Here is a 16,410-nt window from a genome sequence, read left to right on the forward strand (position 1 = left end):
AATAAAGACTTAAAAAATTAAATGAACGTTAAAAGACATTCTTAATTCCTATTTTTACACTTATAAGTCTATTCCATTCTATGAATTATCTGGCATCAATAGGTAGTTATGCAATCATGATCAAAGAGGTTTTCAGGAAGCCCACAAAATGGCGCATAATGAAATCGTTGTTATTCAAAGAAATAGACGAACTCATTTATGGTTCGTTGGGTATTTTGGTATTTATTTCATTTTTTATTGGAGGGGTTGTCGCCATACAAACGGCATTGAACATCACCAGTGAACTTATACCAAAAAATTTGGTCGGATTCGCCACAAGACAATCGATCATATTGGAATTCGCCCCTACGTTCTGCTCGATCATCATGGCGGGCAAGGTTGGTTCTTACATTACCAGTAGTATCGGTACGATGCGGGTTACCGAGCAGATCGACGCATTGGAAGTAATGGGGGTAAACGCCCTTAATTACTTGGTATTCCCAAAGATCATTGCGCTACTTTTATATCCTTTCGTAATAGCCATATCCATGTATGTCGGGATTTTAGGAGGATGGGTTGCAGCCGTTTTCGGTGGCTTTAGCACAAGTGCGGATTTTACGGAAGGGATCCAGCTCGACTTTATCCCTTTTCATGTCACTTATGCGTTTATCAAAACACTGGTATTTGCCTTTATTTTAGCGACCATACCTTCCTATCACGGGTTTTACATGAAAGGAGGGGCGCTGGAAGTGGGTAAGGCCGCTACAACTTCCTTTGTCTGGACAAGTGTCGTGATCATTATTTTGAATTATATTCTAACACAACTTTTATTGGGCTAATGATAGAGGTAAACGACATTTATAAATCTTTTGGAGACACCCCTATATTAAAGGGCATAAGCACGGTTCTTGAAAAAGGCAAGACCAACCTGATCATTGGGCAAAGTGGTTCCGGGAAAACGGTTTTCCTGAAATGTCTTTTGGGGCTATATGCTCCTGACAAGGGAAATATAAGTCTCGACGGAAAAATATATTCGGAATTATCACCCCGGGAACAACGGAATCTTCGACAGGATATGGGGATGGTATTCCAGGGGAGTGCCCTATTCGATTCGATGACCGTCGAAGGCAATGTGAAGTTTCCCTTGGAAATGTTCACCGATCAATCCCCATCCGAAATGCAAGATCGTGTCGATTTTGTACTCAATAGGGTAAACCTCATAGATGCCCATAAAAAATATCCTTCTGAAATTTCCGGTGGTATGCAGAAACGGGTCGCCATTGCCAGGGCCATTGTGATGAACCCCAAATACCTGTTTTGCGATGAACCTAATTCCGGATTGGACCCAAGAACCGCCATAATCATAGACAACCTGATCCAAGAAATAACCAAGGAATACGATATCACCACAGTTATCAACACCCATGATATGAACTCTGTCATGGAAATCGGCGAAAAAATCGTTTTCTTGAAACACGGCATCAAAGAGTGGGAAGGCACTAAAGATGAAATCTTCAAAACCAACAACGAAGCCGTGACCAACTTTGTTTATTCTTCCGAACTCTTCAAAAAAGTAAGGCAAATGTATATTGAGGAACGGGATTAATCCTGTACGATCTCTTTAAGTTGGATCGTACTGTCTTTCAACCTTAATTTTAACCAAGCATGTAGTTTTTTGGTATCCTCAATAGTTTGGACCCTTTTCGCATCCGTTTTCCATTTTACTTCGAAAACGGGAATGGTATCGATCTTTTTAAAGTCGGTCTGTATCGTTGGGGAAAAACCCAGTGATTCCAAATTTCCATAATTGGTTATGGCTTCGGCACTCACATCGGCAAAAGGAATCGATAATCGCCCCAATTTATCCAATTCACCCTCTAACACCTTTATCCTTGCATCTTTATCCAACAGCTCGGTTTTTTGGGTTTCATATAACTGATCCACATATTTAAGCTGATCCAGTTGTTCATTTTTGGACCCCTGGATTATATGTAACTCGGTATTCTTCAACCTGTCGAAACTACCGTCATCCTTTTGCTTCTTCCAAGTTGCGATCACATTATCGGGAACGGTTTCATTCCCCATAAAAACCAATTCTATAAATGGGTTTTCCCCTTTATTAAACTCAATATCGGTAAAATCCTCCATAAACCGGCCCGAACCTTCAAATTGATAGGGCGCTATTTTATCCTCTATAAAACGTTGTGCCTGCTTTCGAAACAAGGATTCCTGAAGTGCATCCCAAAAAGTCATTCCTGCAGGTATCATCACCAACACTGCGAAAAGTGAAGCCAACCTACCGATAAGCCTACGTTTCTGGGAATTCACATAACGCACCATCGGAAAACGCAACAACTTCAATACCAAAAAGGTCGCCAAGGCAATGAAAATGGTATTTATACTGAATAAATACATAGCCCCACTTGCGTAATCATAATTCCCTATGGCCAAACCAAAACCTACGGTACATAAGGGCGGCATTAAGGCCGTTGCTATGGCAACACCAAAGATCACCGAGGCAATGGTCCCTTTTTTGGCCCGGGCAATGACCAGGGCAAGTCCACCGAAAAAGGCAATCAAAACATCCCGAATATCGGGTGCGGTACGTGCCAAAAGTTCCGAAGACTCATCCCGCAAAGGAAATATGGCAAAAAACAAATAAGCCGTTAACACACTGAGGACGACCATTACGGTGAAGTTTTTCAAAGACCTGCGTAAGGTATCCACGTCATTTACCGCCAAAGACAATCCAATCCCCAAAATCGGCCCCATTAAGGGGGAAATTAACATGGCACCGATCACCACTGCGGTTGAATTGGCATTAAGCCCTATCGAAGCGATAAAAATAGAACAGATCAAGATCCATGAGGTATGCCCTTTAAAAGGAATATCCGCGATAATCGCCTCTTTGGTGGCGTCTTGATCGGTATTGCTACGGATATCAAGAAGTTCGAGAAGGAACTTTTTTGTACTCCCGAGCAATCCCTGAATATCTTTTTTTACCTCTTCCCCACTATCGGTTTGGTTCGGTGGTATGTTATTTTTACCATTTTCTTCCATAATTATGAATACTTGTCGCCAAACTTATCGTTGACCTTTGCCAACACTTGTTTTATATCCTGTTCTTTTGATTTCGGATAAATCAAAAGTACGTCTTCCTTATCCACAATGATATAGTCTTTTAGTCCGTCAACTACAACGACCTTATCCTTTGGGGAGCGGATCATGTTACCTTTGGCGTCTTGACAAAGGACTTTACTATTGACAATGGCATTCTCATCGGCATCTTTATCCAATTTGTCATATAAGGATCCCCAGGTACCTAAATCATTCCAATCGAAAGTGGCGGGGCGTACGTAAATAGATTTGGACTGTTCCAATATAGCATAGTCTATCGAAATATTTTCCGCTTTGGGATAGTTCTCCTTTATGAATTTACTTTCATTCGCGGAATTATAGTCTTGCATTCCCGATGCGAACAACTCATATTGCGAAGGTTGAAAATTCTGGAAAGCATTGATGATCGTTTTAATGCTCCACATGAAAATACCTGCATTCCAAAGAAAGTTACCTTGGGAAACGAATTCCTTAGCGGTTTCATAATCGGGCTTTTCCCTGAATTGATTTACCCTTTTAAGATTTGATGTGCTCGCTTTATCAAATTCAATATAACCGAATCCCGTATTCGGGAATGTCGGCACGATCCCCAAAGTACAAAGCACCTCTTCTTTTTCACACTTATCGAAACACTCGATAACATCCTTTGCGAACGCCACCTCATCCTCTATCCAGTGATCACTGGGTGCCACGATCATAACTCCGTTCGGGTTCATTTTTTGGATCTTCATGGCCGCATACAAAATACAGGGTGCCGTATTACGCATTTCTGGCTCCAAAACTACCTGCTCCTGTTTCACCAAAGGCAATTGTTCCAAGACCAAATCATTATAACGCTCATTGGTCAGTATCAAAATATTCTCGGTCGGAACGAATTTATTAAGGCGTTGAAAAGTTTTTTGGATCAATGTTTGCTCCGTACCCAACATATCGTGGAACTGTTTTGGATTTTCTTTGGTACTGATGGGCCAAAATCGGGAACCTACCCCTCCGGCCATTAAAACTGCGTAATAATTTTTGTTCATTCTTTAGTTCTTTATTAGTTCCACTTCTGCGTTGGGTTGAAACAAATATAGTTTACCTGAAGTTATTTCAACACACTCATAACGTTTTATGCGTTTATTTCCTTTTTTAAAAAGTTTACCGTTATAAATTCGGAAAACACTTCCTAAAGGCAATTCGAATATATAGGTTTTCTTTAAATGCTGGGGATCGTACTGCTTCAATGCCAGAGACAATATTGCATCGGTATCACTACTGGCCTTAGGGTTCTTAAAATGATTTGCTAAAATCGGGAGTAATTTTAAAGGGAAAATCTCTGGCCTGATAAAAGGCAACATCAAGTATTGAAAGGTTCTCTTCCACTCCAATCCATGGGGCTTAATATGTCTCCCATATTGCTCAAAAGCAGACAAATGGGCGATTTCGTGTACCAAAGTAATTAAAAAACGATACTTGTTCAGTGTAGCATTGATGGTGATCAGGTGCATGCCATTGGGTAAACGCCGATAATCGCCATGGCGGGTAACCCTTTTGTTTACGATCTTAAGATTTACCCCTGAGGTCTTAATAAGATCCAAACAGGGGGGCACTGCCCTTTCCGGTAAATATTTCAAAAGAATATCATCCATTGTAACAAAAATAGGATTTTTAGGGCTTTGTTAATATTGCCCTACAACTTTCACCATCACCCATTGCAAAAAAATAGTACATTGGCCGATAGCAAAGTAAAATATAAAATGTCCAAAACTGTTTACCGAGTGTATGTTATTGAACTAACAAAAAGGGTTTTTACCGAAAATGCAAGGTTCAGGACTGCCAACCCTCAATTTAATGGGGTACTCCAATGCCTTTATGTGGGTATGAGCAGTAAAACTCCGAAAGAACGTTTTGAACAGCACAAAACAGGGTATAGGAATAAAAAAGGGTATAAAATATCCGCTTCCATAGTCGAAAAATACGGCATGTACCTACGCCCCAGTCTCTATAATCATATAGCCCCCTTGACATCAAGGGCCGAAGCCCTGGAAATGGAAGAAAAACTATCCTTGGAATTACGAAGGCAAGGTTACGCCGTTTGGTGGAACTAAGCGAACACCCCAGTACTTTGTTTTGACCTTTGACTTTTCAAGATAAGTTCAAATGGGCCTTCAAACCGATAGGAACGGAAATTAGCGCACCTTTTACCGGAACCCTCTACCCAACTATTTCATGTAAAACGAAACCTATCCCTTGGTTTTTCGCGGGTATTTTCCGGTTATGGGTTGCATCGGGTTTTTTCTGTTTGGTCTTTTGGTTTGGTTACCTCCCCAAACAACAATAACTTGAATTCATTTAAGGCGTACTGTTGCTGACCTGCAATAATTTACCATTGAACAATTTATGTCCGCTCAATGCAAAATCCTTGATGTAATTGGCCATTTCCAAAGCCGTGACGGGTGCTTGGTACCCGGGGAATGCCTCTTCCAACATCTCGGTCTGTACCGCTCCCAATGCCAATACATTGAAAGACGGCCCTGTTTCCTTAAATTCCTCCGCCCAGAGTTCGGTCATCGTAATCACCGCCCCTTTACTCGAACTATAGGCCGAAAGTCCGGGAAATTTCATACTCCCTTGCACCCCGCCCATAGAGCTAATAGTCACCACATGACCGTTTTTAGGCATTTTGGGAATTATCAGTTTTGTCAGGTTTGCCACTCCGAACACATTTACTTTATAAACCGCTTCAAATTCAGAGGCCTCCGTTTCCAAAAACGGTCTGTTCAGCAGCATCCCGGCATTGTTGACCAGCACATCGACGGTTTTCCATTGACTGTCCAAATAGGTATTCAACTTTGACAAATCCCCTTCCTTGGTAATATCGAAAGGAAAGGCCGCTATATTATCATGCTCCAATGCGGCGATTGTTTTCTCATTCCGTGATAGGGCCAATACCTTATGCCCCTCTTCGGCAAAAAGTCGTGCCATTTCAAAACCGATGCCCCGGCTGGTCCCCGTTATGATTATATGTGCCATTAGTTATATTTAATTTCCTGTTCTGCCCCATTTGCCACCCCTTCTATAATAGGTATGAAGGTATTTATTAGTTGGGCCATATGTTCAAAATCCATTTCCGAATTCTCATCACCCACCTTATGATAGTGGTCGAAATTGGTAAAATCGAAAGTTGAGAATGTCTGTGAAGGCACATTGAATTCTTGATGGAATGGATAATTATCTGACCTCATGAACAAATTGAATTCCTTGGCCGTTGGCAGAAACCCCACTACCTTATCCTGGGCATACTTGTTACAGACCTCTGCCATATTCGACATTTGATACCCTGTAAGATAGGCCAAATAACCCTTATCTTTCATGGGAACCCCTACCATTTCAAAATTCATCATGGTATACAAGTTGAATTCCTTTTCCTTTAACCGTTCAGCCAAATGTTTAGACCCCAACAATCCTTTTTCTTCCGCACTGAAAAAGGCAAAAACCAAACTTCTTTTATTTGTCTTTGCCCCACTAAAATAACGCATTATTTCCAGTACGGTGGTCGTCCCTGAGGCATTGTCATTGGCCCCGTTGGCAATCGTATCGCCCATAACCGCCCTTTTGGTTCCGATATGGTCATAATGTGCCCCTATCAAAACCATTTCATTTTTCAAATCCGGATCTGTTCCCTCCAAAATCCCAATGATGTTATAGGCAGGTTCATTAAAATTGGAAAGGGTATCCTTATACGTTTTAAAATAGGGCATGACCCCGTTCTCTTCAAAAACACCCTCAATATATTGCGCGGCTTTTTCTATTCCCGGGCTACCGGAATCCCTTCCGTTAAGCGCATCAGAAGCCAAAAAATCCATGATATCGGAAACCCTCCTTTGATCGGAGAACATTTCGCCGGGTGCTGTATTTCCTGACGGCACTGCATTAATCCCGGTTTTTTCCACTGTACCGACACTTCCCTTTACGCCGGCCGGACCACTCGGAATACCCTTTTGAGTGGTTGGATCCGATTGTGCGGCACCACAACCTAGAATGAGCAACAACAAAGCATAGGGAATGATTTTCTTCATAAAACACATCGTATTGGTTTTTAAAGATAAAAAAACATCCGCCAAAGGCGGATGCAATTATTCATTAATATTTGTACAGAACTTATGCCAGCATGGTTACCGGATTTTCAAGATAAGCCTTTAACGTCTGTAAAAATTGTGCCCCTGTGGCACCATCAACCGTTCTATGGTCGCAGGCCAAAGAAAGCTTCATCGTGTTACCGATAACGATCTGACCGTTTTTAACCACAGGCTTTTCAACAATTGCCCCTACGGATAAAATCGCTGAATTCGGCTGATTGATAATGGAGGTGAACTCTTGAATACCGAACATTCCTAAATTGGAAACCGTAAAGGTACTCCCATCCATTTCAGCGGGTGTCAATTTTTTGTTCCTAGCCCTGCCTGCAAGATCTTTTACGGATGCCCCTATTTGAGTCAAGTTCAACTGGTCGGTGAACTTAAGTACGGGAACGACCAAACCGTCTTCCACGGCGACCGCCACACCTACATGGACATGGTGGTTATATTTTGTAGTATCCCCTTCCCAGGAAGTATTCACCTGTGGATGCTTTTTAAGTGCCATGGCGCAAGCCTTAACGACCATGTCGTTAAAAGATACCTTGGTATCTGGCAAATCATTGATCTGGGCACGCGAAGCTTTTGCATTATCCATATCGACCTCAATACCTAAATAGTAATGTGGTGCCGTGAATTTCGATTCGGACAATCGTTTGGCAATGGTCTTACGCATTTGCGAATTCTTCACTACCTCCGAGCTTTCCTCACCAACCGGCAACGCTATGGGCGCGATTGTAGATGTAGCCGCCCCTTCTGAAGCTGCCGCAGGTTGAGCTGCTTTTTGTGAAGGCACAAAATTCTCGATATCTTTCTTTACGATCCTACCTTGTTCTCCAGAACCTTTGACCTCCCTTAAATCGATGCCTTTTTCCTTGGCGATTTTTTTCGCCAATGGAGAAGCAAAAACACGTTGGCCATCCGAAGTGGTCCCACTAACGGATTCCTGGACCGGTTCGGCCACTTTTTCTTCTTTAGCCGGTTCTTTGGAAACCGATTCGGTTTTACCTGACGAGGGCTTTGCGTTCAAAACAGCGTCTACATCGGTACCTTCCGGACCGATAACGGCAAGAACGGCATCTACCGGTGAAGATTCCCCCTCCTGGATACCGATATATAATAGGGTTCCGGTATAAAAGGATTCAAATTCCATGGTAGCCTTGTCTGTTTCTATCTCAGCAAGAATATCACCTTCCTCAACCTTATCACCCACTTTCTTTAACCAAGTAGCCACAGTACCCTCTTCCATGGTATCACTTAAGCGTGGCATTTTAACGATTTCAACGCCTTCCGGTATTTCTGCCCCTTCGCTGGTCGCACTGGAAGCAGGAGCTTCGACAGCGGATTCCGAAGTCGGTTCACTAGGGGCATCAGCGCCATTAATCAATCCTGAAATATCCTCACCTTCTTCGCCTACAATGGCCAAGAGTGAATCAACGGGAGCTCCGTCACCTTCTGGAATACCTATATACAATAAGGTACCCTCATGGAAGGATTCAAACTCCATCGTTGCTTTATCAGTTTCAATTTCCGCAAGGATATCTCCTTCTTCAACCTTATCTCCAACTTGCTTAAGCCATTTTGCCACGGTACCTTCTTCCATGGTATCGCTCAAACGCGGCATATTAATCACTACTGCCATCTAAATATTATTTATGTTGTACAAATGGGTAGTCTTCCTGATCATAGACTACATCATATAATTGGTTTAATGGAGGATAATCGGATTCCTCGGCGAATTTCTCACATTCGGAAACCCTTTTTTTGACCCGACCATCAATTTCCTTTATTTCATCTTCGGTCGCATACTTCTTATCAAAGATAACTTGCTTTACCTGTGAAATAGGGTCGATTTTCTTATACTCCTCAACCTCATCCTTGGTTCTGTAGTGCTGTGCATCCGACATGGAATGACCCCTATAGCGATAGGTCTTCATTTCCAAGAAAGTAGGCCCGCCACCACTTCTCGCACGTTCGATGGCTTTGCTCATTTCCTTGGCCACGGTTACCGGGTCCATTCCGTCAACAGGGCCGCAAGGCATTTCGTAACCTAATCCCAATTTCCAAATATCGGTGGAATGTGATGTCCTGGCAACGGAAGTCCCCATGGCATACCCATTGTTCTCACAAACGAATACTACGGGTAATTGCCAAAGCATGGCCAAGTTAAAACTTTCATGAAGGGAACCTTGGCGAACGGCACCATCTCCCATATAACATAACGTTACCGCATCCCTTTTAAAGTATTTATCGGCGAATGCCAGACCCGCACCCAAGGGAATTTGACCACCGACGATACCATGACCGCCGTAAAAACGATGTTCTTTGGAAAATATGTGCATAGAACCACCCATTCCTTTGGAAGTACCTGTGACCTTACCATAAAGTTCGGCCATTACCCTTTTGGGATCCTCTCCCATGCCTATCGGCTGAACATGGTTCCTGTAAGCGGTTATCATTCGATCCTTCGTAAGATCCATAGCATGTAATGCCCCAGCCAATACGGCTTCTTGACCATTATACAAATGAAGGAAACCCCTAACCTTTTGCTGTATGTATACCGCAGCTAGTTTGTCCTCGAACTTCCTCCAGAACAACATATCCTCGTACCACTTCAGATAGGTTTCTTTGGTGATTTTTTCCATTAATCGTAGTTTAATTATAAATTATTAATTCATGAAGCCACTAAAATCGGACTTTAAGGCTCCGAAAATCAGCGAAACAAAAATACACATATTAATCAATCAGTAAAAAAAATAAAGATAAAAGCTTCAAACAAAAGTATTCGGAGGTTCGATGGCACAACAAAAAGGAACACCCATTGTTATTCCAAACCCATTTCAGGATCAACCTTTTAAATACGTATTATTGAAACCCAGCGGAAGCATATCGGCCAAGGAACTACATTTAATGACCTCGCCTTTCTCACCCATCATAAGAATCGGAATGGGTTCTTTCTGCCTAAATTCATACTCCGAAATCGCCTGTCTGCAATTACCACAAGGGGCGGCCGGTGTATCGACCAGATGGTTTTCGGACATTGCGGTTATCGCGATGGCCTTAATCACCATGCCAGGATAGTTGGCCCCGGCATAAAACAAGGCTACCCGTTCCGCACACAAACCTGAAGGGTAGGAAGCGTTTTCTTGATTGTTGCCGATGACAACCTCTCCATTTTCGAGTAAAATCGCGGCCCCGACCAGAAAACTGGAATAAGGGGCATATGCCGCTTCCCTAGCCTTGATGGCCCGCTGCATCAGCCTTTGGTCTTCCTGACCCAATTCGGCCATGGATTCATAAACCTGAAACTCAAAGGAAATCGTTTGTTTTCTCATACCATATTACCATTGATGGCCGTCTAAAATAACAAAACCTGCACAATGGCAGGTTTTGATTCAATAATATTTTTTTGTCAATCGTTATAATACTCTTCCCCTAAACTAAAGGTTAAGGAAAAACGAAGCGTATTTTCCAAAGGATTGGTGACTTGCGATGAAGAGAAAAGGTATGACAGATCTATCTGGGCCGCTTTAAATTTGAATCCGGCCCCCATGGAAACAAACTTCCTTGACCCTTTTTCCTCACTTTCATTGAAATACCCTGCCCGTAGCATAAACGCATCCTGATAGGTATATTCCGCACCGATTGCCCAAGTGACTTCTTTCAATTCTTCACTTAAACCATCGGGCGCATCACTGAATGATTTAAAAACACCACTTAGAAAGCCCACCTCTTGATACTCGTCGTTATCTTCCGAGTCGATCGACCCGTCCCCATTGAAATCTTGGGGTGTAGGTACTAAAAGCTTGTTGAATTCCGCGGTTATCCCAAGAACATTATCCTGATCCAGGATAAAATCGAATCCACCACCAAGACTCAAGTTGGTCGGCAAAAAGTTCTCTTGCCCCCCTTCGTCATAAGTCATTTTACCCCCAAGGTTCGAAATATTGAAACCGGCCCTCCATCGACCATCAAAATTATCATAAGCAATTTCCCGAGACCTATAGTACCCAGAAATATCCACTGCGAATGCCGTTGCAGCTTGGGAATCTTCACTTCCGTTTTGGGTCAATTTTAAATTTGACCGTATGAACCTACCGCCTACCGCCATCGAAAACGTCGGACTCAATTTTAGGGAATACGACCCATCCAAGGCCAATTCATTGGGTTTGGCCACGGTACCGGGATCATTCGCGAACTGTCTTAATTCTATTTCACCCAAGGTAAAATACCGTAATCCGACGGCAAATGCACTTCGGTCATCCAATTTATTATAATAGCTGGCACTCATTAAAGAAATATCGGTAATCAAACTCTCCAAATAAGGGGTATAGCTCAAACTAATCCCCATTTTCCGTTCGGCAAAAGCAAATTTCGATGGATTCCATTGCTGTGCGAAGGCATCCGTGGAAGTCGCCACACCCATATCCCCCATCCCGGCAGACCTGGCATCTGCAGCAATGGTCAAGAAAGGGACAGCCGTTGTAATGACCCTATCATCTTGGGCCGACAATTTCACGGCAAAGGCCAATAATAACAATAATGGTATTTTCTTCATCGGTATTGGTCTTGATTTCATTGGATATCCGGATATAATGCATTCATAAATCCCCGAAAATAATTCAGGGTTATTGTATTGGTAAACGGGCTTTTTAAAAATATCTTATACCGTTCATCGAAAATATTGAAATCAAGGTTGCATTTAATGGCACGATCGACCTTGTAATTTACATTTACATCAATTTTCCGATCTGCACCCCATCAATGTCCAAAGTAGGAATCAAAAGAATTCTTCAAATCCATACTATATTGAAAAATACGCCGTTATATTTTTTGTATATACGCTTTTGTCTTACTTAAAAGGGCAAACCCCGGAAATTATTTTTCAGTTACAAAATATTATGGGCGAAACATCGTTTAATAAGCCGAAAGTGACACCAAATTAATCAGTATAAGAAATTCAAACTACGCAAAAGGTAGTTTAAATATTTGAACTCAAGTCCTAATTATGAAAAAACAGTTAATCAAAATTGTACTTTCTTGTGCAGTAATAGCGGGAGGTTGCAGTGTTACAAGTTGTAGCAAAAAAACCTCATCTTCTAAAAACGTATCAAGAGCTACAGGTTGGAAAATCAATGCTAAAGAAGGTGGTTTCCAATTCAACACTGACTTTAAGGAGCAGGAAACTGCCCCAGGTCTTGTTTTTGTAGAAGGTGGAACGTTTACCAAAGGTAAAGTGCAAGATGATGTAATGCACGATTGGAACAACACCCCTACCTCACAGCATGTTCAATCCTTTTATATGGATGAAACCGAGGTTACCAATGTTATGTACTTGGAGTATTTGGATTATTTGAAGAGTGTATACCCGCCCGAGAATCCTAAATATGCGAATATTTACAAGGGGGCTTTACCCGATACCTTGGTTTGGAGAAATCGTCTTGGCTTTAACGAAACCATGACCAATAATTACCTAAGACATCCTGCCTATGCAGAATATCCCGTTGTTGGTGTCAACTGGATACAAGCAACACAGTTTGCCGAGTGGAGGACCGACCGTGTAAACGAAGTAATGTTGGAAAGAGAGGGTTATTTGGCTAAAGATGCCAAATACCAAGCCGCACAAGGTGAAGTTGCTGGAACGTTCAGTACCGAAGCCTATTTGAACAGACCCGAATCTGTCTACAACGGACAAATAGATTCACTTCAAGGGAACAAGAAAAAGGACAGCATCAGTACCTTCGCAAAAAGAAGCAGCGGTGTCATCATGCCCGAATACAGATTACCTACGGAAACGGAGTGGGAATATGCTGCCCAGGCCCAGGTGGGATCAAGGGAATACAACAATTATAGAGGAAGAAAGAAATATCCATGGGAAGGCGACTATACCAGAAATGGCCAACGTGTGGGCCGTGGCGATCAATTGGCCAACTTTAAACAAGGTAAAGGTGATTATGGTGGAATCGCAGGTTGGTCCGATGATGGCGCCGATATTACTGCTGAAGTAATGTCATACAAACCCAACGACCTTGGTCTTTATGACATGGCCGGTAATGTTGCCGAATGGGTGGCCGATGTATACCGACCTATCGTAGACGACGAAATAAGTGACTTTAACTACTACAGGGGGAACATCTATTTGAAAACCGCCATAGGTGAGGATGGTAAAGTGAATATATTGAGGGATTCAGTGGTTTATGACACATTGCCTACAGGTAAGGTCGTAGCTGTTAATTTACCCGGTGAAATTAAAATGGTACCGGTAGATGAAGAAGAAACCTATTTAAGAACCAATTTCTCATCAAGTGACAATAGAGGATATAGGGACGGGGAACCAAGTTCATCCAGATTCTTCGACAGGTTCAGTGAAGAGGAAGAGGAAGACAAGAAAAAAATGTATGATTCCCCAAAACACAAGGTAGAAAGGGATTCGTCCGGTAATTTGATACGTCAATATGACCGCTCCAACAACAGGACCACATTGATCAATGATGAGGTACGGGTTTACAAAGGAGGCTCATGGAGGGATAGGGCTTATTGGTTAGATCCCGCACAACGTAGGTACTTACCACAATATATGGCTACCGACTATATCGGTTTCCGATGTGCAATGTCAAGGGTAGGTTCAAAATCGAAAACGAAAAACAAAACGGTAAGAGGCAAAAAAGCCAAATAAAATTACTACAGTTAAATAGTGAGCCCCGACCATAAGGTCGGGGCTTTTTTTTATCTTTGGTTTATGAGCATAACCCAACTTCATCACATCTTTTTACAATTTCCCGATGTTTGTACGGATACCCGTAAAATCACGGAAAATTGCCTTTTTTTCGCCTTGAAAGGTGATAATTTCAATGGTAACGATTATGCGGAAGCAGCCTTGGAAAAAGGGGCTTCATATGCCATAATCGACGACAGCAAATATGCCGGCCTAGACAAGACCATTATGGTCGATGATGTTTTGACCACCCTACAAGCCCTAGCCAATTACCATAGAAAACAGTGTAACGCAAAGATCCTGGCCCTTACCGGCAGTAACGGAAAAACAACGACCAAAGAGCTGATAAACGCCGTTCTTTCCCAAAAATATAAAACCGTGGCAACGGTTGGCAATCTCAACAACCATATTGGAGTTCCCTTGACTCTATTATCCATCAAGGAAGATACCGAGATGGCCATCGTGGAAATGGGGGCCAACCACCTCAAGGAGATCGAATTCCTTTGTTCCCTTGCCGAACCGGATTATGGTTACATCACGAATTTCGGAAAAGCCCACCTGGAAGGGTTTGGGGGTATCGAGGGGGTAATACAGGGCAAAAGCGAACTTTATGACCATATCATCGGACACAAAGGAACCTTATTCTATAATGCAGATGACCCTATTCAATTGGATAAATTGCAAGACTACAATGATAAATATGGTTTTACACAAAAAAGGGAAGGGAACCACTATACGATAAACTTCTTAAAAGCCGACCCATTTGTTTCCCTACAGGCGGAAGAAACGATTATTCGATCCCATTTAATCGGAAGTTATAATTTTACGAATTGTTGTGCCGCCATTCTCATTGGCCATCATTTCAATGTTCCCATAAACGCCGTTCAAAAGGCCATTGAGACCTACGTTCCGCAAAACAACAGGTCGCAGATCATTGAAAATAACGGCAGACAGATCGTCTTGGATGCTTATAATGCGAATCCGACGAGCATGAAAGCCGCGTTGGAAAATTTCAGTAATTTGGTAGGGGGGCCAAAGATTGCGTTTTTGGGCGACATGTTCGAGTTGGGCACTTCGGCCCCATTGGAACATCAAAAAATAGCCGATTTGACCACTCAACTCAATCTGGATATGGTTTTCTTATTGGGAGAGCATTTCAACAAGACCGATGGTCCTGCCTCGAAATACAAGAATTTCGAAGCCCTTGCCCCAAACTTCAAGGACATTGGCTTACCTAATAAGGGTAAAATCCTGATCAAGGGTTCTAGAGGCATGGCCATGGAACGCTTGCTCGATTTGCTCTAAAGTTGCCTTAGGGTAAAAGTGGGAAAGAAGTGGGATATACTGGATTCGAACCAGTGACCTCTGCCCTGTCAAGGCAGCGCTCTAAACCAACTGAGCTAATATCCCAAGAATTTTTCAGGGCGCTAAGGTATGACTATTTTTTTATTCCGAAAACTTCAATGACAAGAATGATCGCCGATTTCAAAAAAAAAATCCAAGACCCTTGAAGAAAGTAGTGGCCCTTTATTGATTTTGGGAGTATAGACTATCCATTTCCTTTCTGAACCTCAAAATCATCAAACTATCGAATTGTTGCTCGATACTATCGCGCATAAACCTCCAATTTGACGGGTTCATATTCAAATTATAGTTTCTTATCTTGTTGAAGCGCTTAATATTGAACCGATTGGCCTGCCAAGCAGCCTCCGTACTCTGTTGATGTTTTAGATCCTGTAAGTATATTCCTATACTAAATCCTACAACAACCAGTATCAATACGGTTATCCATAATTTTGAATTCGTTTTCATAGCATCCTTGTGATTTTTAGCATTAAATCATACGGCATATTAGGGGCATCTATCACACATAGACGTTTAAAGTTAACTCTTTACTCCTTTCCATCAAAAAATAACTTGTCCATCTTTATAATTTTATGGTTTAATTACATGTTTCGACCTTCCCCCTTACACCATCAGCTCTTAAAGTACACCATATTAATAGTAACCTATATCGTCAAAACCACCCGTATGTGTTGGCCTAACCGGAAATTTACTGGTTATTGAGCCATCCTACCCTCAAATAAGATCGGAAGTCCGTCAAAGAGGGCACTATAGGCATTTTTTTGCGGCAAAGAACCAAACGGTGTGTAGGATTCCTTCATTAAGAAAGACCTTGTCATTCTTGACCCGTAATCATCTCTGGAAATCCCAGAAAATTTTAAAAAGATCCTCAGTCACTCGAAACCGATAATTCTGATGTCCAAATAGGCCGAAACAAGTTTACCAAGGTCAGTAAGTAATATAATCTTCAGGAATAGGACAAAATGCCTTGAGGAGGTAGCAATAACACAAATAAAAAAAGGCTATCTAAAATTTAGATAGCCTTTGTGGGCCCTACTGGATTCGAACCAGTGACCCCCTGCTTGTAAGGCAGGTGCTCTGAACCAACTGAGCTAAGAGCCCTAACGGGGTGCAAAT

General features: G+C 42.2%; 15 protein-coding genes and 2 tRNA genes. 5 read left to right on the forward strand and 12 right to left on the reverse strand.

Annotated features, from left to right (window positions below; all coding sequences use genetic code 11):
- Nucleotides 1–80 precede the first annotated feature (80 nt).
- Nucleotides 81–818, forward strand: a complete 738-nt coding sequence (locus PHU20_RS17895) for an MlaE family ABC transporter permease (RefSeq protein WP_274826781.1) — start codon at nucleotides 81–83, stop codon at nucleotides 816–818.
- Complete coding sequence (locus tag PHU20_RS17900) at nucleotides 818–1,585, forward strand: ABC transporter ATP-binding protein (RefSeq protein WP_274826782.1); 768 nt, start codon at nucleotides 818–820, stop codon at nucleotides 1,583–1,585. Before PHU20_RS17895 ends, PHU20_RS17900 begins: the two co-directional genes overlap by 1 nt.
- On the opposite strand, the gene PHU20_RS17905 is transcribed toward PHU20_RS17900, so the two are convergent.
- From PHU20_RS17905 to PHU20_RS17915, 3 genes are read right to left on the reverse strand one after another with little or no spacing between them, the layout of a single operon-like run.
- Nucleotides 1,582–3,039 carry a DUF389 domain-containing protein gene (locus PHU20_RS17905; RefSeq protein ID WP_274826783.1) on the reverse strand — a complete coding sequence of 486 codons (1,458 nt, stop codon included), beginning with the start codon at nucleotides 3,037–3,039 and terminating at the stop codon, nucleotides 1,582–1,584. The genes PHU20_RS17900 and PHU20_RS17905 overlap by 4 nt on opposite strands.
- 2 nt (nucleotides 3,040–3,041) lie before the next feature.
- Entirely contained in the window at nucleotides 3,042–4,121 is a 1,080-nt protein-coding gene (locus PHU20_RS17910) for a mannose-1-phosphate guanylyltransferase (protein ID WP_274826784.1), read from the reverse strand.
- A 3-nt stretch (nucleotides 4,122–4,124) separates the two neighbouring features.
- Nucleotides 4,125–4,727 (reverse strand): SprT-like domain-containing protein, encoded by a 603-nt coding sequence (locus PHU20_RS17915; RefSeq protein ID WP_274826785.1) that lies wholly within the window; start codon nucleotides 4,725–4,727, stop codon nucleotides 4,125–4,127.
- 108 nt (nucleotides 4,728–4,835) lie between these two features.
- Here PHU20_RS17915 and PHU20_RS17920 point away from each other — a divergent pair, with 108 nt between their 5' ends.
- Nucleotides 4,836–5,186 carry a ribose-5-phosphate isomerase gene (locus PHU20_RS17920; protein ID WP_274826786.1) on the forward strand — a complete coding sequence of 117 codons (351 nt, stop codon included), beginning with the start codon at nucleotides 4,836–4,838 and terminating at the stop codon, nucleotides 5,184–5,186.
- A 244-nt stretch (nucleotides 5,187–5,430) separates the two neighbouring features.
- On the opposite strand, the gene PHU20_RS17925 is transcribed toward PHU20_RS17920, so the two are convergent.
- The 6 genes from PHU20_RS17925 to porV all read right to left on the reverse strand — a co-directional run bounded on the left by PHU20_RS17925 (nucleotide 5,431) and on the right by porV (nucleotide 11,772).
- Nucleotides 5,431–6,111 (reverse strand): SDR family NAD(P)-dependent oxidoreductase, encoded by a 681-nt coding sequence (locus tag PHU20_RS17925; protein WP_274826787.1) that lies wholly within the window; start codon nucleotides 6,109–6,111, stop codon nucleotides 5,431–5,433.
- Entirely contained in the window at nucleotides 6,111–7,157 is a 1,047-nt protein-coding gene (locus PHU20_RS17930) for a M28 family metallopeptidase (RefSeq protein WP_274826788.1), read from the reverse strand. The genes PHU20_RS17925 and PHU20_RS17930 overlap by 1 nt, the downstream gene beginning before the upstream one ends.
- Nucleotides 7,158–7,239: 82 nt before the next feature.
- A complete protein-coding gene (locus tag PHU20_RS17935) occupies nucleotides 7,240–8,856 on the reverse strand; it encodes a pyruvate dehydrogenase complex dihydrolipoamide acetyltransferase (protein WP_274826789.1) in 1,617 nt (538 codons plus the stop codon).
- A gap of 7 nt (nucleotides 8,857–8,863) precedes the next feature.
- A complete protein-coding gene (gene pdhA, locus PHU20_RS17940; protein WP_274826790.1) occupies nucleotides 8,864–9,859 on the reverse strand; it encodes a pyruvate dehydrogenase (acetyl-transferring) E1 component subunit alpha in 996 nt (331 codons plus the stop codon).
- A 201-nt stretch (nucleotides 9,860–10,060) separates the two neighbouring features.
- A complete protein-coding gene (gene cdd, locus PHU20_RS17945; RefSeq protein WP_274826791.1) occupies nucleotides 10,061–10,549 on the reverse strand; it encodes a cytidine deaminase in 489 nt (162 codons plus the stop codon).
- A gap of 77 nt (nucleotides 10,550–10,626) precedes the next feature.
- Complete coding sequence (gene porV / locus PHU20_RS17950) at nucleotides 10,627–11,772, reverse strand: type IX secretion system outer membrane channel protein PorV (protein ID WP_274826792.1); 1,146 nt, start codon at nucleotides 11,770–11,772, stop codon at nucleotides 10,627–10,629.
- A 450-nt stretch (nucleotides 11,773–12,222) separates the two neighbouring features.
- On the opposite strand from porV, the gene gldJ reads away from it, so the two are divergent.
- Both gldJ and PHU20_RS17960 read left to right on the forward strand, forming a co-directional pair.
- Nucleotides 12,223–13,890: a gliding motility lipoprotein GldJ gene (gene gldJ, locus PHU20_RS17955; protein ID WP_274826793.1), complete on the forward strand. Its 1,668-nt coding sequence runs from the start codon at nucleotides 12,223–12,225 to the stop codon at nucleotides 13,888–13,890.
- A gap of 63 nt (nucleotides 13,891–13,953) precedes the next feature.
- Entirely contained in the window at nucleotides 13,954–15,234 is a 1,281-nt protein-coding gene (locus PHU20_RS17960) for a UDP-N-acetylmuramoyl-tripeptide--D-alanyl-D-alanine ligase (protein WP_274826794.1), read from the forward strand.
- A gap of 30 nt (nucleotides 15,235–15,264) precedes the next feature.
- Here the strand turns inward: PHU20_RS17960 and PHU20_RS17965 are convergent.
- The 3 genes from PHU20_RS17965 to PHU20_RS17975 form a co-directional block, all read right to left on the reverse strand.
- Nucleotides 15,265–15,339: transfer RNA gene (locus tag PHU20_RS17965), tRNA-Val, on the reverse strand.
- A 117-nt stretch (nucleotides 15,340–15,456) separates the two neighbouring features.
- A complete protein-coding gene (locus PHU20_RS17970; RefSeq protein WP_274826795.1) occupies nucleotides 15,457–15,741 on the reverse strand; it encodes a hypothetical protein in 285 nt (94 codons plus the stop codon).
- A 579-nt stretch (nucleotides 15,742–16,320) separates the two neighbouring features.
- Nucleotides 16,321–16,395, reverse strand: a tRNA-Val gene (locus PHU20_RS17975).
- Between the last annotated feature and the right edge of the window lie 15 nt (nucleotides 16,396–16,410).

Origin of the sequence: Maribacter polysaccharolyticus, from assembly GCF_028882255.1 — a bacterium.
Taxonomy (GTDB): Bacteria; Bacteroidota; Bacteroidia; order Flavobacteriales; family Flavobacteriaceae; genus Maribacter_A; species Maribacter_A polysaccharolyticus.